The organism is Pistricoccus aurantiacus (genome assembly GCF_007954585.1).
GTDB classification, from domain to species: Bacteria; Pseudomonadota; Gammaproteobacteria; order Pseudomonadales; family Halomonadaceae; genus Pistricoccus; species Pistricoccus aurantiacus.
Window position 1 is genome coordinate 3,696,176 of the sequence record NZ_CP042382.1, and the last position, 17,221, is coordinate 3,713,396.

The window sequence follows — 17,221 nt, forward strand, 5'->3', positions numbered from 1 at the left end:
GCGTCTGGTTAGCTGCTCTCCAGCATGTAAGCGCGAAGCTGCCGCTCCTCTCGCATGACATATAGGATAAGAACCCGCTTATCATCTTCACGATAAAAAATGCGACACGGAGGCACTACCACTTCCCTGTATACGGAATTGGGCAGTTCTGGAGGAACCCGTCCAGATTGGGGAAAATTCTCCAGACGCTCAACTTTATCAAACACTTCTTCGACCAAATGGCTGGCCGCCTCAGGATTATCCAACGCAATATACTCAGCGAGAGCATCCAGTTCCTGAAGGGCTAGCTCCGTCCAGGTTATTTCAGCCACTTACCCATTTTCTCCCTAGCCTCACTTTGGCTGTACGTTCTTCCCTCAAGTACAGCGCGCTCTCCCCGTGAGAGCCCCTCAAGCAGCTCAAGCCGACGCTGCATGAACTCGTAATCCTGCACATCAACAAGATAAGCCGATGGCTGGCCATGTTCAGTGATCAGTACCGGCTCTTTAGACAGATGCAGGTCTGCCAAGATTTTTGTAGCTTGGCGCTTAAGGTTTGTAACAAGCTCAACTTTCATGGGGTCACCCTGATCCACATTGATAATGATACTATAGTGTTACTTTGCGGGTGAGGCAATCACAGCTAACGAGCCTGTAAAAAAACCCTTCTCAGAGCCTGATCTACAGCCGCTTTGTTGTTTTTACATTACTTGCGATTAACCCGCGCAAATTGGTTAATTTCACGACAACATCGGACTTTATGATATTCAGCCCCAAATGTCGCTCATTTAGCCCTCTGAGGGCCGTTTCTGGCTGTATCATAGCCCAGCATCATGCCGCGAACTGCCCGTAATTCGCCAGCTTCTCAATATTGTGAACCAGGCAATACAACTGCCACTGGCCCTGCACCTTCTTTTTGCCTCGCAGGTTGAAGCGATTCAGGCGTTTGTTGCTGCCGATGTTGCCGAACACGGGTTCCACCACCGACATTCGATGGCTGTAGGTCTCCTTGCCTTGCCGGCTGTCCACCCGATGCTTCATCCAGTCGGTATAGGTCGGGCCTCGCCTAATTTCCAGGGTATAAGAGACCTGTCGTCCTTTACCTTTGCGGTGATCCGCCGAACTGGGGTTTTGCATACACTGGTGCTTCTTGGGGCAATGGCGACACTGCAACAATCGCCCTTGGAAGTGGGCTCTTGGTACGCCATTTTGGTCGTTCCGGGTGCCTTCGTAATGCAAGGATTCTCCAGCAGGGCAAACACAGGTCATCGCGACGGGGTCGAACTGGAACTCGCTCGCCGGAATCACCTGTTTCCAGCCGGTTTTCGGTGGGTTCTGGTGGCGTTTTCCGTACTTGCCTTTCTGGCCGGCGAACTTGGGATCACGACTGCGGAAGCGGTTGTCCGGGATGTAGCCGTTAATCTGGTGTTCGTACAGGTACTGCATGTTGGTTTCGTTGGCGAAGCCGGTGTCGGCCGTGACAACCGCGCCGGTTTGGTAGATGTTGTCGGCGATGCCCAGCTTTTTATAGCGCTGCTGAACCGTCTCCAGTACCGGCTTTAACGTGTGGTGTTCCTGGCCTTCGCCGAAGGCTTGGGCATCGATGATGATCTGGTGTTTCTTGTCCACCGTGGCTACACCGTTATAGCCCTGGATCGTGCCCTTGCTGGTGGTCATCTTGCCGCTTTCGTTATCGGTGATGTTGCTTTTCACTTCCTTGCGTCGTTTCCCTTGGCCCATCCTTGGGCTGCTCGTCTTTAGGAAGCGGTCTACCTTGGTCATCGCTTCATCCAGCGACAGAATGGTTTTGGCGCGGCGAATATCCCGATCCAGTTCCGCTTCGGTTTCGGCCTCATCCCGGGCGTAGTGTTCGGTCAGATGATGACGAATCAGCCGTTTCAGTTTGTCGCGCTTTTCACTCAGCTCTTTAAAGGTGCCCGACCATTCCTTCGCCGCGTCTGACGACATTTTACAGCCGTCGATAGCAAACAGCGCGTTACCCAGAAGACCCTGTTCATGACACACCAACAGTATCTGTTCGAACAGTTCTTCAATCTCATCGGCGTGCTGACTGACAAACTTGGCCAAGGTGGTGAAGTGCGGCACGGTATCGCAGGACAGCGCCTTGAAAATGATATTGGTCTCGCAACACCACTGGATCTCGCGACTGGAGGTGATGCCTTTGGAGTAGGCGAACAGAATGATCTTCAGCAAGATGGCCGGATCGTAGGCCAGGCGGCCGGTGTCGTCGTTGCGGTACTTGGGGTGGAACATCGACAGATCCAGCTTGTGCTCTATGAGGTAATGAACGGCGTGTTCAAAGGTACCGGGCTGGAGCTGTTCCTGATAATTGATCACGACCATCGCGTCCTGGTCGTAGTTGTAGGGCCTGAAACGGGGTTTGGCTTTCGTCATCCGACTACTCCTCGTCTTTGTGCCCGATTTTACCAAACCAGCGCCGGAAATTTGAGTTTTTCTACAGCCTCAACGCCTCATTCAGCGGCTTGTCCGCTGCAATGCTTTGTTAGGGCATTTCACGATTTAGGCAGCCCAAATCATCTGCCATTTACAGTCCAGCTCGTCCCATTGCTCCAAGACCTCCACGCGAGGCTCACCTTCAAGAGCTATCTGTGGTCCACCACCACCCAATGGCGGGTGATCCTGTGCAAGAGGCTCATAGTAATACTTGTAGAAGCGGAGGCTAGCGTCACTTGGATCATTCTTGTCACCATTGAAGGCAACGTAGGCTGACCTACTAATATTCGAGGTAAGTACGGTAGCCCTCAGTCTACAATCGCTCCATTTTGGCAAAATTTGTAGAGCATCACGTGTACTTTCTGGGTCTTCCCACTTCTCGTACGAACACCAATGGTATCGAGGCTTTGTACGGCGTACTGGGCGCCTCTGTTTTGGCACAGCAGGAAGTCTTCCAGTTCTCATAATATAATCTTTTATCAGCTCGTCACTTGGATAAGCTGTGCTATTCGAATCCAATACGCGATATATTTGTTTTGCAAGACTCTCAATACCAACTATTTTTAATTGTGGGAATGCGGGCCTTTTGGGAATAATCGTTACCGGGTATTGCCGTTTATACCCATCCATTCCACCTACCCAGTTCTGCATATATTCAAGACTATGGAGCAGGGCAAACTTACCTTCAATGCTCTCTGTTCGAAATATTTTTTCAAGCTCGTTGGTTCGATGATTTCCATATTCATCTACAAAGCGAGAACAAACTACCAAGAAGCCCTCTAACCCGGATATTGCACCGGGCCGGCCAGACGCTCCCAGATTCCAGGCTCGGTGGGGATGATGGCGATCGGGGTTGAGATTGGCTATTTCTTGATCAATTTCCTGGCTTCAGGGCGCACTTCCCCCAACCCCCATGTCTTTTCTGTGCCGGGGACAGCACGCTGCGACGCTATCCCGGCACCAACTTGCTGGCCAGCGTCAGGAAAAGGTCTTGCTCGGGATACTGGCTGCTCAGCATCAACCGGATAGTGCGCGTGTTGCGGGTAATGACGGCGCCGATCTTCAGCAGCTTCAGGCGGATGGTGTTGACCTGGGCTTGGGCGAAGGCGGTGCGTTTGAGGTAAACCCGACGCATCCGTTCCAGCAGCAGGTAGGCCAGCCCCGAGAGCAGCAGCCGGTACTGGTTGGGCCACCACTCGTGACAACTGGTGCGGTCGGAGAACAGGAACTGCTGCTCCTTGATGCGGTTCTCCATCTCGCCCCGGGCGCAGTAGCGATTATCGTAGAGCCATTCGGCGCTGCAACCCCGCAGGTTGGTGACCACATAGCGGGTGTTGAAGCCGCGCCGTGTGGTCTCGGACTTGACGATCACCTGTCGTCGGCGTTTGTTCCAACTGCCGGCGGCGTACTTGATGAAGCCGAAGACACGCTGCTTCTCCCAGGTCTTCTCGAAGCGGATGGCCGACGCGTAGTCGATGTCTAGAGCCAGCTTGGCCAGGCGCTGGTTGCCGGCGATGCCGATGATGTAATCGACGCCGTGGCGGTCGCACCAATTGAGGATCAGCGGGCGGCAGAAGCCGCTGTCGCCACGGAAGACGATCTTCACATCGGGCCATGCCTGGCGCAGCCGCCGGACCAGCAGAGCGAGGATGGCACCGGCGTGGTGAGCGGCATCCAGCGAGGCCGGGCGCAGGTAGCTGACCAGCAGCTGATCACCACAGAACACGAACAGCGGCAGGAAGATGTAATGGTCGTAGTAGCCGTTGAAGTGCCGCCCGAGCTGCTGGCCGTGCACCCGGTCATCGGTGGCATCGAAGTCGAGGTAGAGCGGCTTCTTGGGCGGCTGCCGGAACGAACGGATGAACTGCTCGATCATCTCCTCGTGGATGGCGACCGCCCAATCCCGGCCGGCCTGCTGTTCGAAGCGACACAGGGTCGACTGGCTGGCCAGCACGCCATCAGTATTGACGGCGGTCTGTAGGGCGATGTCATGACGCAGGGCATGGTGGTCGTTGAGATCTTCATAGCCCATCGCCAGGCCGAACACGCGTTGCCGGACCAGAGTTTCGGTGCGATGCAGGCAGCGCTGCGGGTCACGATCATCGCTGATCCGGCGGGCGACGGCGCGAGTCAGGCCCACCTCACGATCCATCTGCCGCAGCAGCAGGATGCCGCCGTCGGAGGTGACGTCACCGCCATCGAAGCTGGCGAGGATCTGACGGCCTTTGCAGCGTGGAAAGGCGGCGGTCGGCGTGGTACATTTTGTCATGGCGGCTGAGTCGGTTGGTTCTTGTATAGGAGCTTGAATTATAACCGATTTTCAGCCGCTTTTTGCATGTCTGGTGCAATATCCGGGCTAAGGCTTTCTCAGTGAGAAGCCCCCCTAACAGCGACATCAGAGTACCCACCTGCTCCCGTGTTAACGGGTCATCTTCGGGATCCCATTTTTTTAAAAGGTGTAGCATGACAAACTCCCTATGCTAAAGCCCTAACAGGTATTAGACAGCGTGCTCGTTGATTGACTTGAACGCGCGTGCTCGTTCAACAATCTTATCAATCGCGAATTTTTCTAACTAACTCTTTGATTTTACGGAACCTGAATCATGATTCGGCCACCTATGCAGGGTTAGCGCGCTTGCGCGTTGTGCCAGGACCAATAATACTGTATGCATATACATGCATCGAGAGCCGCCATATGGATTCGCACAGCAGACCGCCGAAGCTGATGGACCGGGTGAAGGCCACCATGCGAGTGAAACGCTACAGCCCCAGAACCGAGAAGACCTACTGCTACTGGATTCGCTACTTCATTCGCTTCCATGATGTCCGACACCCTGCCGTCATGGGTGGCACAGAGGTACGTGCCTTCCTGGAGCATTTGGCGGTGGAGCGCCGGGTGGCGGCGGCCACGCAGAACCAGGCGTTGAACGCTATCGTGTTCCTCTATCGGCATATTCTTGATCAGCCTTTAGGGGATATTGGGGAGTTCTCGCGCGCCAAGCGCCCTCGCCGGCTTCCGGTAGTGCTTTCTCACGAGGATATCATGCGAGTGCTGAGCCATCTGGCTGGCCCCATGCACCTGATGGCCACCTTGATGTATGGCTCGGGGCTACGGCTCATTGAGACTTGCCGGCTACGTGTTCGCGATATCGACTTCGAACGCCAGATTGTAACGGTGAGAGCTGGCAAAGGCGACAAGGATAGAACCACACTGCTCCCAGCGATCAGCATTCCCGCCTTGCAACAGAGCATCACCGTGACCAACCATCGGCTTGATGATCGCCTGCAACATGGCGGCGTGCCCGTGACGCTGCCCCACGCCCTCGAACGCAAGTACCCCAATGCAGGAGTTTCCCTCGCCTGGCAATGGCTCTTCCCCGCCAGCCGCCCCTGTTTCGATGATACCGGCAAGGTGGTGCTGCATCATATCCATCCATCGGCAGTGCAGAGAGCCGTTAGGCACGCCATGCGGGCCGCTTCACTCACCCGTCCCGGCTCCTGCCATACCCTGCGGCACAGCTTCGCCACTCAGTTGCTGAACCAGGGCACGGATATCCGCACGGTACAGGAGTTACTTGGACACAAGAGCGTGGAAACCACCCAGATCTATACACACGTGCTGGGCAAGGGCTTTGCCGGAGTGCGCAGTCCGCTGGGATAAAAGAAAAGGCAGGAGAAAAGAATGAATGACGACGTTCCCGTCACGCTGCCGCCCCTATCCGCCCGTGCACGATAGTGATTTCCATCGTTCCAGGTGGCCAAGCCACTCTATTCCATGAAGATGCCCTTACCGCGCGATGATGCAGCGGCCTTAACATTTTCAACCTAGACAGGGTTATTTCTCCATGCAACATAAAAATACCCTTAAGGTCTGGGGGAGCTCCACGAAAATGCCGTCCCCGATCGGCGACCGCTCCATGCAGGTTTTTTTCTATCCTATCGCTCTGATCTTAGTGTAAGATTTCCTGGTAATTCCTCGGCTTTGAGTCCGCCGGACACGTATTGGTGCAAAACATTAGATTAATGGGCTTCCAGCTCCTCACGAAGCACCTTGCGAAGCGTTGCCTCATCCACAGGCCGCGTATTCAAAACTTCGCGAAGCGCCCGGTTGATCAATGTCTGATAGCCGATACCTTCCGCTTCGGCCTTGGCGCGAAACGCCATAAGCACATCGTTATCCAGCATGATCATGATCCGGCTCTTGCCTTTAGCTTCCTCTTGCAGCTTGGCTAGATGCGGAACATCCTTGGCCCGCTTGGCGTTTGAAAAATCGTATTCGTCACGCATAATTATTGGCCTCTTTGTTAGTGGCCTTTCGAGCGGAAATAAGTCGGATGCGCTCGTCAGCGCCGCGCAAGTATAAACGACGATTAGGTGACGGGCTTGAGCGCTCATGCCCATCAACATTCATCGCGCCTCACCCTTCGCATCCTTGTCTTCCTGGGCCAATGCCATTGGATCGATCAATGCCGTGGCCTAAAATACTTGACCACTACACATCACGCTCACCTTGAGGCAGAACGGTACTCTGGTTCGAGTGATTTCCGCTCGCGACATGCACCGAAAAGAGGCTGTTTATGAGCAAGTTGAAAAAGATGCCTGAGTTTAAAACTGAAGCAGAAGAACGAGAATTCTGGGAGACCCACGACTCCTCGGATTACTTGGACTGGAATCAGGCAAAACCTGCTTCTTTTCCTAAACTGAAGCCTTCAACCAAAACTATTTCACTCCGCCTGCCCGAAACACTGCTTGATCGGATCAAAATCGAGGCCAATAAGCGAGATATGCCCTATCAATCACTGATTAAGGCTTGGCTTGCGGATGAGGTGAATGACAGCCGCCGGGCTTGAGGTGCTAACTGCCCGGGTTTGCGGCGTGCCGGAGCTCAGCGTTGGCGCGTCCGACAACAGCCGCTTGTTAACCCCCTGAGCTCAAGGCCTTCCCGAATGATCTCGGGATGGCGGAAAGCAATCTCGATGAGAGCTTTTGCCGGACCAGAGGGTTCGCGTCGACCTTGCTCCCATTCCTGCAAAGTACGCGCAGAGATATGTAGCACCTCAGCAAACTCTATCTGAGTCAGACCCGTTTTACCCCGTGCTCGCGCCACCTCGTTAGGTTCTACCCGACTGACTCGCGCGGCTTTACCCGCTTTCATTTCTTTGACGGATTGGAGCAGTTTGTTGCCAAGCTCCTCAACATTCATTGTCTCGTTACTCATTTTCCAATACCTCTCGAATCGACTTCAGGATATGCGCAGGTATGTTCTCCTTGATGGCCTTCTTGTAGATCACCAACAACCAGATCTCACCATTTGCCAATCTAGTGAAGTAGATGACTCGCACTCCACCACGCTTCCCTGAACCCGCTACCGACCATCGAACCTTTCTACATCCACCGCTGCCTGGAATGGGGTCACCAATTTCCGGATTAGCTGCCAACCAGGTGAAGAACGCACTCCGTTCTTCCTCAGTCCAGATTTTTCGGGCATCTGCTTCGAATGTAGGGGTTTCATTGACGTCCTCCCCGCCTTAAAGGACGGGGATTCCAATTTCTTGAGGGCAACGTCCTGCCCCGAGACTGAGAATATTCCGGGCCGCATTCACGTCCCGGTCGTGGAGTACACCACACTCCCCGCACTCCCAGTCTCTTACTCGCAACCCGTTGACGCCCTGCGGCCCACTAAGCGAGCCGCACGACGAACAGGCGCGGGTGGTGTTGGTTTCGCGAATGACCTTGAAGACGATGCCTGCGTGAGCGCATTTATATGCCAGCATCGTTTTCAATTGCGACCAGCCGGCGTCGTAGACGCTTTTGGCCATCTTGGTCTTCGCAAGTTTGGTTGAGGAAACATCGCCCACGACGATTTCGCCGTACTGGCTGACGAGCTTCCGGGAAAACTTGTGCTGCGCGTCCTTGCGCCGGTTCTTGATCTTGGCGTGGATCGCCTTGACCCGACGCTTGTTACCAGCACGTTGGGCTGTCGCCAACTTGTCTTCCATGCGACGGTAGAAGCGGCTGTTTTCCAGCTTTCCGCCGTCGCTGCAAGTGGCCACGTCCTTCAGGCCCAGGTCGATGCCAACGGCGCCCTGTCCCGCGGATGGCTGTACATCGACCTCGACAGCCACGTTGAAGTACCAGCGGCCTCGGCTGTCTTCGCTGAAACTGCCAGCACGGAACTTGTATTTCGACAGGCCGTAGCTATCCCAAACCGTGAAATGGCTGCCGTTGTGGAATACCTGCCCGTTCTTCCACTTGGCCGCGCCGGTATTGACCGGAATCCAGCCCAGCGAGCGTCGCACGCCCCGGGACTTGCGCCACTGTAGGCGAGTCTTCTTGAACTGCTTGCGACGGGTGACGTATTCGGCGGCAACACACTGCAAGGTCTGGCTGTGCAGGCCGAGGGCCTTGCCGGCCCCCTGGGTATAGGGGTGCATGTCGTAGGCAGACAGAAACAGCCCTTTCTCCCGCATGGCTCGGGAAGACAGTTCGTTGAGGTAGTTCCAGACAAAATTCACGCCGCGAGCCATGCGGTTAAGCTCGGCGGCGTGCTTGTCCTTCACTCGAACCTTGAGGGTCTTGGTCTGTTTCATGCCTTCGAATATACTTGGTCCATGAACACGAAACAATCTATCAGAACAGGCAGACACTGCGTTTTTAAACTCCATGCCCACTTGGTCTTTGTCACCAAGTATCGGGGCAAGGTGTTCACCGGCGCGCATCTCAAATCCCTCGAATTGCTTTTCGACCGAGTGTGTCGAGACTTCGAGGCAGAGCTAAAGGAGTTCAACGGTGAAACCGACCACGTCCATCTGCTCGTCAACTTTCCGCCCAAGGTGGCGGTATCCAAGCTGGTGAATAGCTTGAAGGGAGTATCCAGCCGACGGATGAAGTTGCTACACCCTGAACTGGTGCAGCTCGCCTACCGGAAGAACTCGCTGTGGAGCCCAAGCTACTTTGGGGGAAGTGTCGGAGGCGCACCCTTGAGCATGGTCAAACAATACATTGAGCAGCAATCGAGGCCGGACTAGGGAGCGCTCTCGCGCTCCTCGCTATCCATCCTCGCACTAGAAGTACGAGGTTTTTCGCGATGTTCAATAATGGTAAACATGACGACCAATATACGTCAATGACGGACTTCTGCAAGGTGGTGGGTGGAAGGGATAAATGCTGAACAGTTATCTGGTGAATACGGATCGAGTAGAGACCAAGAACGACGACTGGTATGCAGTACCCAAGAGCGAATCGCTGAGTCCTTCTACGAGACGCTGCTACGAAAATCGGCCTCGGGGAAGGATCGCGCGAGGCCTTGTGGCGACAAGCTTGTTCAGCTTTGGCCATTCACACCAAGGTAAGTGAGGCTCACTAGGCAAGGCTCGCTGCCATGATCTAGGCTTTGGGTTCGAGTCATTTTTCAGGAGGAGAAGACATGGCAACGGACGTCACCATCGAATGCATTCAAGGCGATATCGCCAATCAGCCGGACATGGTCGCGGTGGTCAACGCCGCCAACGCGGAGTTGCGAACCGGTGGCGGCGTGGCCGGCGCCCTGCATCGCGCCGCCGGGCCAAAGCTTGCGGAGGAGTGCCGTCCCCTGGCGCCGATCAAGCCAGGCCAGGCGGTGATCAGCGGTGCTCACGACCTGCCCAATCAATATGTGATCCATTGTCTGGGGCCGGTCTACGGCCAGGACGAGCCGTCCGACAAGCTGCTGGCGAACTGCTACCACAACGCCATCGAGATCGCCGAAAATCAGGGTATCGAGTCCCTGGCGTTTCCTTCTCTTTCCACAGGCGCCTTCGGCTACCCGATGGAGGAAGCGGCGCGGGTCGCCATGAAGACGGTGATCGATGTCAGCAGGAAATGCCGTTATCTGAAGAAGATCCGCTTCGTGCTGTTCGACGAGAAGGCGGCGAAGCTGCATCAGGAGATACTCGATCAGCTACGTCACGAGACTCGCTAAAAACCTGACGCTCGCTATTCATCATCGAGCCATTACCCTCTCCAGACAGCGTCATGCGCTATTATCGGGCTTCGCGTACTATCGGGCTTCGCCTATAGCGCGAAGCCTTTTTTATACCGTGACGAACCGTTTATGCCGCTACCGCTGATCCACCATCCCGGCTATACCATCGAGCTGCCTACCCGGCATCCTTTTCCCATGGCCAAGTTTCGCGAACTGCGTCGGGTGCTGGGTGAAGAACCCGTCGGTCGAAGTGCCCAATGGCTATCTCCGCAGCCGGTCAGCGAGACGGATCTTGCCCGGGTGCACGAGCGTGGCTATCTCGACGCCTTCCTGCACGGCGGGCTGGATCAAGCCGCCCAGCGGCGCAGCGGCTTTCGCTGGTCGGAAGCACTGGTCGAGCGTACTCGGCTCGAGGTGGGCGGCACCCTGCTGGCCATGGAGGTCGCCCTGGAAACCGGCCTGGCCTGCAATACCGCCGGCGGCACTCATCATGCCCACGCGAATTTCGCCAGCGGCTATTGCCTGCTCAACGACCTGGCGGTGGCGGCGGCCAAGGCGCTGGCCAAGGGCTGGGCCAAGCGGATTCTGATCGTCGATCTGGACGTCCACCAAGGGGACGGCACCGCACGCCTCTTTCAGGATACGCCGGAAGTGTTCACCCTTTCCCTGCACGGCGCGGAGAACTTTCCCGCCCGCAAGCAGCACAGCGATCTGGATATTCCTCTGCCCCGCAATACCGACGACGACGCCTACCTGGCCACCCTCGCCCGCTACCTGCCTTGGCTATTGATGGAATTCGCCCCGCAGCTGGTGCTCTACGATGCCGGCGTTGACGTGCACAAGGATGACCGCCTGGGTCATCTGGCCCTGAGCGATGACGGCCTGGCTTGTCGGGATCGCTTTGTGCTGGAGGAATGTCGCGACGCCGGCATTCCCGTGGCCGCGGTGATCGGCGGCGGTTATGACCGCGACCTGAACGCCCTGGCCCACCGCCATGCTCAACTGCATCGGGTGGCCAGTGAATTTGTTTGAGCTTTATCAGAAAGCAACCGCTGGCAAGCTTGGTGCACGCCATCAAGGCCTATCTTCTACACTATCAGGGTAGTGTGAAATCCGACAGACGAATTAACTTTTATAAAGTTTACAAAATAATCGCCTTTGAGAGATAAAAAATTCCGTTGTATGGATTTTTTTTGCTAAACTTACCACAAATCCCAATCCGCACCGACAGCCGAGGATGCCATGGTCACGTCTACCACCCCGCTACAGGATACCGTCCGGCGCGTTACCGAACGCATCAACGAACGTTCTCATGAGCGTCGCGCTCTTTATGAACAGCGCATGGAGGCACAGCATCGGCGCGGCGTGCATCGCGGTGAGCTTTCCTGCGGCAACATGGCTCACGGCTTCGCCGCCTGCGGAGAAGTGGACAAGGAACGGCTCAAGCTGACCAACAGCGCCAATCTGGGCATCGTCTCGTCCTATAACGACATGCTATCCGCTCATCAGCCGCTGGGCCCCTTCCCGGAAATCATCAAGGACGCCGCTCGGGGCATGGGCTCCACTGCCCAGTTCGCCGGCGGCGTGCCGGCCATGTGCGACGGCGTGACCCAGGGCCAGCCGGGCATGGAGCTGTCGCTGTTTTCCCGGGAGGTCATCGCTCTGTCCACCGCGGTGGCGCTGTCCCACAACATGTTCGATGCGGCGCTCTATCTCGGGGTCTGCGACAAGATCGTGCCGGGGCTGTTCATCGGCGCGGCGCGCTTTGGCCACCTGCCGGCGCTCTTCGTGCCCGCCGGCCCCATGCCCAGCGGCCTGCCCAACAAGGAAAAGGCTCGAATACGCCAGCTCTACGCGGAAGGCAAGGTCGGTCGCGACGAACTGCTCGAGGCGGAATCCCAGTCCTATCATAGCCCCGGCACCTGCACCTTCTACGGCACCGCCAACTCCAACCAGATGATGATGGAGATCATGGGTCTGCACCTGCCCGGGGCCTCCTTCGTCAATCCCAACACGCCTCTGCGCGATGCCCTGACTCGCTTCGCCGCGGAGCAGGCGGTACGCAACACCGAGCCCGGCGGCACCTATCGGCCCTTCTATCGACAGATCGACGCGAAAGCCATCGTCAACGCCATGGTCGGGCTGCTCGCCTCCGGCGGCTCCACCAACCATACCCTGCACCTGGTGGCCATGGCCGCCGCCTGCGGATTGACCATCACCTGGGACGATTTCAGCGAACTATCCGGCGTGGTGCCGAGCCTGACCCGTATCTATCCCAACGGCCAGGCGGACGTGAACCATTTTCACGCCGCCGGGGGCATGAGTCTGCTGATTCGCGAGCTGCTGGGGACGGGCCTGATTCATGGCGATATCCCCACGGTGTTCGGCACCGATCTCTCTGCCTATACCCAGGAGCCTTTCCTCGAGGACGACAAGCTAGTATGGCGCGAAGGCCCCTTGAAAAGCCACGATGACGATGTGCTACGCCCGGTGGCGTCGCCCTTCGCCCCCACCGGCGGGCTCAGCGTGCTGGACGGCAACCTGGGCCGCGGGGTGATCAAGATCTCCGCGGTGGAACCCAAGCACCGCCGGGTCGAGGCGCCGGTGCGCATCTTCAATGATCAGGATCAGCTCAAGGCCGCGTTCGAAGCAGGAGAACTGGATCGCGATGTCGTCGTCCTGGTGCGTTTCCAGGGCCCCAAGGCCAACGGCATGCCGGAACTGCACAAGCTCACGCCTTACCTGGGCGTACTGCAGGATCGCGGCTTCAAGGTGGCGCTGGTCACCGACGGGCGCATGTCCGGCGCTTCCGGCAAGGTGCCGGCGGCTATCCACATGACCCCGGAAGCCTTGTCAGGCGGCCCCCTAGCGCGGCTGCGGGACGGCGACGTGATTCGCCTGGACGCGGAGGCCGGCAAGCTTGATGTGCTGATGGACGCCGGCGAATGGCAGGCCCGGGAGTCCTGCCGCGTCGACATGGAGAGCCATCACTACGGCCTGGGCCGCGAGCTGTTTGCCGGCTTTCGTCATCTGGCCGCAGGGGCGGAACAGGGCGCCGGTGTCTTCGGCGGTTTCGAGGCGGACGATCTGAGCCTGGAAGAAACCTGGATTCGCGAACTGGACGCTTGAGGCCGCCCATGACACGACCCGCGCTGATCGGCGATATCGGCGGCACCAACGCGCGCTTCGCGCTGACGACTCCTGGTGCCGCTGCGCCCTATGCCATCCACAATCTGGCCTGCGCGGATTACCCCGGGCCGGTGGAGGCCATCCGGGCCTATCTGACTCGGCTAGGTCTCGAAGGCGTCGATATCGAAGGGGATAGGGCTCCCAAGGAAGTCTGTCTGGCGTTTGCCTGTCCGGTTCACAACGAACGCATCATCATGACCAACAACCCCTGGAACTTTACTCGCCAGGAGGTTCTCGACGCGCTGGATCTGACCCTGTTCAAGGTGATCAACGACTTCGTGGCCCAGGCCCTCGGCGTGCCTCACGTGGCGGAGCACGAGTTGGTCACGCTGCAGACGGGAAAGGCGTCTCCCCATACGGTTCGACTGGTGATCGGCCCAGGAACCGGGCTGGGGGTGGCCGGGATATTTCCCGGCAGGTACGGCTGGATTCCGCTGCCCACGGAAGGGGGCCATGTCAGCTTCGCCCCCACGGACGAGACGGAACAGGCGCTGCTCGATCATTTCCGCCACCGCTACGGGCGTATCTCCGTGGAGCGGCTGCTGTGCGGCCAGGGCATACTCAATCTGTATCTCGCCCACTGCGCCCTCTCCGGCGCGACCCCGAACTGCGATTCTCCCGCCGCGGTGACTCAGGCTGCCTCAAGCGGCGATACCCTGGCGCGGGATACCGTCCTGCGCTTTCTGAAGATTCTCGGCGACGTCAGCGGCGACGCCGCTCTTACTTTGGGCGCGCGGGGCGGCGTTTATCTGTGCGGCGGCATCGTGCCCAGGCTATTGGGCTGGCTGCCGGACAGCCGCTTTCTGGAAGCCTTTGCCAATAAGGGCCGCATGAGTCGCTACACCGCCGAGATCCCCGTGCACGTGGTCACCGCGCCCTGGACCGGCCTGCTGGGTGCCGCCGAGGCGCTGCACAACGAGGAAGTCAAATAATGCCATTGTGCTGCCAAGGTACCAGTGACTCGACAACCGACAATAGTCATCGATAACGACAACAACCGGAGAGCATCATGTTTCAACTGACTCGCAGCGTAACCTGGCAGGCGCTCGAACGGCTGCGCGATGAAACCGCCCAAGACCGTATTCGCGATTACTTCACCCGAGATCCGCAGCGTTTCGACAAGATGAGTCTGCGGGTCGGCGGGCTCTTCCTCGACTACTCCAAGCACCTGATCTCCGATGCGGTGCTGGGCAAGCTGTTGGAACTGGCCGACCATTCGGCGCTGGTACAGCGTCGCGCCCAGATGTTCTCCGGCGATATCATCAACGTCACCGAAAACCGGCCGGTGCTGCATACTGCCCTGCGCAACCTGGGAGATGCGCCGCTTCAGGTCGACGGCAAGGACGTGATGCCGGAGATTCACCAGACTCGCGAACAGATCAAGCGCTTTTCCGAAGCAGTACGCAGCGGCGAATGGCGCGGTCATAGCGGCGAACGCATCAGGGACGTGGTCAACATCGGCATCGGCGGCTCGGACCTGGGACCCAACATGGCCTGCCGTGCGCTGCTCAAGTACCGCCACCCGGAACTGCACTTTCACTTCGTCTCAAACGTCGACGGCACTCATATCCAGAAGGTGCTGTCGCGGCTCGATCCGGCCACTACCCTGTTCATCGTTTCCACCAAGACCTTTTCCACTCAGGAGACGTTGCTCAACGCCAAGACCGCGCGGCGCTGGTTTCTCGACAACGCCGGCGAGGACGCGGACGTGGGCGCCCACTTCATCGCCGCCTCGACCAATCGCCAGGCGGCCATGGCGTTCGGCATCCGCGAGGAAAACGTCTTCGAATTCTGGGCCTGGGTCGGCGGGCGCTATTCCATGTGGTCCTCCATCGGGCTGCCCATCGCCTTGTCCGTCGGCTTCGACGGCTTCATGGAACTGCTGGAAGGCGCCTACGAGATGGATCGCCACTTCATCGAGGCCCCTTTCAAGGACAACATGCCGGTGCTGATGGCGCTGATCGGTATCTGGTACATCAACTTTCAGAACGCGGAAACCCAGGCTATCGTGCCTTACGACCAGGCGCTGAATCAGCTGCCGGCTTTTCTGCAGCAGCTCGACATGGAGTCCAACGGCAAGTCCGTGGATATCTTCGGTCAGCCGGTAGGCTACAAGACCGGCCCCATCGTCTGGGGCGAGACCGGCTCCAATGGCCAGCACGCCTTTTTTCAGCTATTGCACCAGGGCACCCGCTACGTGCCCATCGATTTCATCGCTTCGCTGAAGCCGGAGCCCGGCTTCGAGGATCATCATTTCGCCCTGCTCACCAATATGCTGGCCCAAGCCAACGCCTTCATGGAAGGCAGCCAGGATGGCACGCGGCTCGATCCCCACTACAGCTGCCCGGGCAACCGCCCCTCCAGCACCCTGCTGCTCGACGAGCTGACGCCCCGCAATCTCGGCGCCCTTATCGCCCTCTACGAGCACAAGGTATTCGTGCAGGGGGTGATCTGGAACATCAACTCCTTCGATCAGTGGGGGGTGCAACTCGGTAAGCGCATCGCCGGCGAGATCAGCGAGCGTATCGACGAGCATACCCAGGATTTCGACGCTTCGACCCAGGGGTTGCTCAAGCTGGTAAGGGAGCATTTCGACACGACCCGGGCGAAGTCGTCCGAGCCGAAGAAAAAATCAGCCAAGGAGAAGCGCTCATGACGCCGTTGATCGCCTTTGGTGAAGCCATCGTCGATATGCTCTCCAGTCGCCTGGGAAACGATGATCAAACGGAACCGGAGACGTTCACCCCTTATGCCGGCGGCGCACCGGCCAATGTCGCCGTGGCCTGCGCTCGTCTGGGTGTGCCGAGTCGTTTCCTGGGCATGCTCGGCGCGGATCATTTCGGCGACTTTCTGGCGCGAGAGCTTGCCGCTCACGGCGTCGACACCTCCGGGGTGGCGAGAACCAGAGAAGCCCGCACGGCTCTGGCCTTCGTTTCTCGAGATGTGGACGGCGAGCGCACCTTCGATTTCTACCGCCCGCCGGCGGCGGATTTGCTCTATCGGGTCGAGCACCTGCCCGCCGGGATCTTTGCCTCGCCGGCCATCCTGCACCTGTGCAGCAACAGCCTGACCGAAGTCCCGATTACCGAGACCACGATGCGTCTGGCGGAAATGGCCGGCCGCGCCGGCTGTCTGGTCAGCGTCGATGCCAACCTGCGCCATAACCTGTGGCATGACGGGCATGCCGAAATCGCCCGGGTGACGCAACTGCTGGATCAGGCGCAGTTGATCAAACTATCGAGAGACGAACTCGAGTATCTGCGCGGCGATCACCCGGAAGACGACTGGCTGGCGGAACGCCTGGCAGCGGGGGTACGCCTGATCGTGATCACCGACGGCGCGGGCAACGTGGAGGCACGCGGCGTCGATCTGGTGCTTCGCGTGACGCCACCCAGGGTGAAAGCCGTGGACACCACCGCGGGTGGTGACGCTTTCATCGGTGCTTTGCTGGCGATGCTCGCCGAGGACGGTATCGAGGATGAATGGTATCGCGATGAGCCGCGCCTGCAGCGGGCGCTGGAGATTGCCTGTCACTGCGGTGCCCACGCGGTGACCCGCCCCGGGGCTTATGCCGCCCTGCCGACAAGAACGGATCTCGAGGCGCTAAAGGGCTAGG

The 17,221-nt window shown here is 58.1% G+C and carries 17 protein-coding genes; 9 read left to right on the forward strand and 8 right to left on the reverse strand.

What is annotated here, in order from left to right; all coding sequences use genetic code 11:
* Positions 1-8: 8 nt before the first annotated feature.
* The 5 genes from FGL86_RS17440 to FGL86_RS17460 all read right to left on the reverse strand — a co-directional run bounded on the left by FGL86_RS17440 (position 9) and on the right by FGL86_RS17460 (position 4,722).
* A complete protein-coding gene (locus tag FGL86_RS17440) occupies positions 9-311 on the reverse strand; it encodes a type II toxin-antitoxin system RelE/ParE family toxin (RefSeq protein WP_147185949.1) in 303 nt (100 codons plus the stop codon).
* Positions 299-556, reverse strand: a complete 258-nt coding sequence (locus FGL86_RS17445; protein ID WP_147185950.1) for a type II toxin-antitoxin system Phd/YefM family antitoxin — start codon at positions 554-556, stop codon at positions 299-301. The genes FGL86_RS17440 and FGL86_RS17445 overlap by 13 nt, the downstream gene beginning before the upstream one ends.
* Before the next feature lie 253 nt (positions 557-809).
* Positions 810-2,393 carry a transposase gene (locus tag FGL86_RS17450; protein WP_147185951.1) on the reverse strand — a complete coding sequence of 528 codons (1,584 nt, stop codon included), beginning with the start codon at positions 2,391-2,393 and terminating at the stop codon, positions 810-812.
* A gap of 126 nt (positions 2,394-2,519) precedes the next feature.
* Positions 2,520-3,224, reverse strand: a complete 705-nt coding sequence (locus FGL86_RS17455) for a hypothetical protein (protein ID WP_147185952.1) — start codon at positions 3,222-3,224, stop codon at positions 2,520-2,522.
* A gap of 178 nt (positions 3,225-3,402) precedes the next feature.
* Positions 3,403-4,722, reverse strand: coding sequence for an IS1380 family transposase (locus tag FGL86_RS17460; protein WP_147182695.1), 1,320 nt, complete (start codon positions 4,720-4,722; stop codon positions 3,403-3,405).
* A gap of 426 nt (positions 4,723-5,148) precedes the next feature.
* Here FGL86_RS17460 and FGL86_RS17465 point away from each other — a divergent pair, with 426 nt between their 5' ends.
* Positions 5,149-6,114 (forward strand): integron integrase, encoded by a 966-nt coding sequence (locus tag FGL86_RS17465; RefSeq protein ID WP_147185953.1) that lies wholly within the window; start codon positions 5,149-5,151, stop codon positions 6,112-6,114.
* Between the two features lie 359 nt (positions 6,115-6,473).
* Here FGL86_RS17465 and FGL86_RS17470 read toward each other — a convergent pair whose 3' ends face one another.
* Positions 6,474-6,740: a BrnA antitoxin family protein gene (locus tag FGL86_RS17470; protein ID WP_147185954.1), complete on the reverse strand. Its 267-nt coding sequence runs from the start codon at positions 6,738-6,740 to the stop codon at positions 6,474-6,476.
* 290 nt (positions 6,741-7,030) lie between these two features.
* Here FGL86_RS17470 and FGL86_RS17480 point away from each other — a divergent pair, with 290 nt between their 5' ends.
* A complete protein-coding gene (locus FGL86_RS17480; RefSeq protein ID WP_147185955.1) occupies positions 7,031-7,303 on the forward strand; it encodes a BrnA antitoxin family protein in 273 nt (90 codons plus the stop codon).
* A gap of 35 nt (positions 7,304-7,338) precedes the next feature.
* On the opposite strand, the gene FGL86_RS17485 is transcribed toward FGL86_RS17480, so the two are convergent.
* Together FGL86_RS17485 and FGL86_RS18230 are read right to left on the reverse strand one after the other, a co-directional pair.
* Positions 7,339-7,671: a helix-turn-helix domain-containing protein gene (locus FGL86_RS17485; protein WP_147185956.1), complete on the reverse strand. Its 333-nt coding sequence runs from the start codon at positions 7,669-7,671 to the stop codon at positions 7,339-7,341.
* A 310-nt stretch (positions 7,672-7,981) separates the two neighbouring features.
* Positions 7,982-9,043 carry an RNA-guided endonuclease InsQ/TnpB family protein gene (locus FGL86_RS18230; protein ID WP_147185957.1) on the reverse strand — a complete coding sequence of 354 codons (1,062 nt, stop codon included), beginning with the start codon at positions 9,041-9,043 and terminating at the stop codon, positions 7,982-7,984.
* A 21-nt stretch (positions 9,044-9,064) separates the two neighbouring features.
* On the opposite strand from FGL86_RS18230, the gene tnpA reads away from it, so the two are divergent.
* From tnpA to FGL86_RS17530, 7 genes are all read left to right on the forward strand, one after another.
* Positions 9,065-9,481 (forward strand): IS200/IS605 family transposase, encoded by a 417-nt coding sequence (gene tnpA / locus FGL86_RS17500; protein WP_147184266.1) that lies wholly within the window; start codon positions 9,065-9,067, stop codon positions 9,479-9,481.
* A gap of 398 nt (positions 9,482-9,879) precedes the next feature.
* Complete coding sequence (locus FGL86_RS17505; RefSeq protein ID WP_147185958.1) at positions 9,880-10,413, forward strand: macro domain-containing protein; 534 nt, start codon at positions 9,880-9,882, stop codon at positions 10,411-10,413.
* Between the two features lie 132 nt (positions 10,414-10,545).
* Complete coding sequence (locus tag FGL86_RS17510; RefSeq protein ID WP_147185959.1) at positions 10,546-11,448, forward strand: histone deacetylase family protein; 903 nt, start codon at positions 10,546-10,548, stop codon at positions 11,446-11,448.
* Positions 11,449-11,658: 210 nt separating this feature from the next.
* Positions 11,659-13,545 carry a phosphogluconate dehydratase gene (edd, locus tag FGL86_RS17515; RefSeq protein ID WP_147185960.1) on the forward strand — a complete coding sequence of 629 codons (1,887 nt, stop codon included), beginning with the start codon at positions 11,659-11,661 and terminating at the stop codon, positions 13,543-13,545.
* Between the two features lie 8 nt (positions 13,546-13,553).
* Complete coding sequence (gene glk, locus FGL86_RS17520; RefSeq protein ID WP_147185961.1) at positions 13,554-14,537, forward strand: glucokinase; 984 nt, start codon at positions 13,554-13,556, stop codon at positions 14,535-14,537.
* Positions 14,538-14,614: 77 nt separating this feature from the next.
* The gene (pgi, locus tag FGL86_RS17525) at positions 14,615-16,261 is read left to right on the forward strand and encodes a glucose-6-phosphate isomerase (RefSeq protein WP_147185962.1); all 1,647 of its coding nucleotides are present in this window, start codon (positions 14,615-14,617) and stop codon (positions 16,259-16,261) included.
* A complete protein-coding gene (locus tag FGL86_RS17530; RefSeq protein WP_147185963.1) occupies positions 16,258-17,220 on the forward strand; it encodes a carbohydrate kinase family protein in 963 nt (320 codons plus the stop codon). The genes pgi and FGL86_RS17530 overlap by 4 nt, the downstream gene beginning before the upstream one ends.
* Position 17,221 lies beyond the last annotated feature (1 nt).

What these genes read in the sequence shown, in the direction of transcription:
- FGL86_RS17465 (WP_147185953.1), top strand. Translation starts at nt 5,149, where the DNA reads ATGGATTCGCACAGCAGACCGCCGAAGCTGATGGACCGGGTGAAGGCC.
- FGL86_RS17450 (WP_147185951.1), bottom strand. Translation starts at nt 2,393, where the DNA reads ATGACGAAAGCCAAACCCCGTTTCAGGCCCTACAACTACGACCAGGAC.
- FGL86_RS17505 (WP_147185958.1), top strand. Translation starts at nt 9,880, where the DNA reads ATGGCAACGGACGTCACCATCGAATGCATTCAAGGCGATATCGCCAAT.
- FGL86_RS17485 (WP_147185956.1), bottom strand. Translation starts at nt 7,671, where the DNA reads ATGAGTAACGAGACAATGAATGTTGAGGAGCTTGGCAACAAACTGCTC.
- glk (WP_147185961.1), top strand. Translation starts at nt 13,554, where the DNA reads ATGACACGACCCGCGCTGATCGGCGATATCGGCGGCACCAACGCGCGC.
- FGL86_RS17510 (WP_147185959.1), top strand. Translation starts at nt 10,546, where the DNA reads ATGCCGCTACCGCTGATCCACCATCCCGGCTATACCATCGAGCTGCCT.
- FGL86_RS17445 (WP_147185950.1), bottom strand. Translation starts at nt 556, where the DNA reads ATGAAAGTTGAGCTTGTTACAAACCTTAAGCGCCAAGCTACAAAAATC.
- FGL86_RS17460 (WP_147182695.1), bottom strand. Translation starts at nt 4,722, where the DNA reads ATGACAAAATGTACCACGCCGACCGCCGCCTTTCCACGCTGCAAAGGC.
- FGL86_RS18230 (WP_147185957.1), bottom strand. Translation starts at nt 9,043, where the DNA reads ATGAAACAGACCAAGACCCTCAAGGTTCGAGTGAAGGACAAGCACGCC.
- FGL86_RS17530 (WP_147185963.1), top strand. Translation starts at nt 16,258, where the DNA reads ATGACGCCGTTGATCGCCTTTGGTGAAGCCATCGTCGATATGCTCTCC.
- FGL86_RS17470 (WP_147185954.1), bottom strand. Translation starts at nt 6,740, where the DNA reads ATGCGTGACGAATACGATTTTTCAAACGCCAAGCGGGCCAAGGATGTT.
- FGL86_RS17480 (WP_147185955.1), top strand. Translation starts at nt 7,031, where the DNA reads ATGAGCAAGTTGAAAAAGATGCCTGAGTTTAAAACTGAAGCAGAAGAA.
- tnpA (WP_147184266.1), top strand. Translation starts at nt 9,065, where the DNA reads ATGAACACGAAACAATCTATCAGAACAGGCAGACACTGCGTTTTTAAA.
- pgi (WP_147185962.1), top strand. Translation starts at nt 14,615, where the DNA reads ATGTTTCAACTGACTCGCAGCGTAACCTGGCAGGCGCTCGAACGGCTG.
- edd (WP_147185960.1), top strand. Translation starts at nt 11,659, where the DNA reads ATGGTCACGTCTACCACCCCGCTACAGGATACCGTCCGGCGCGTTACC.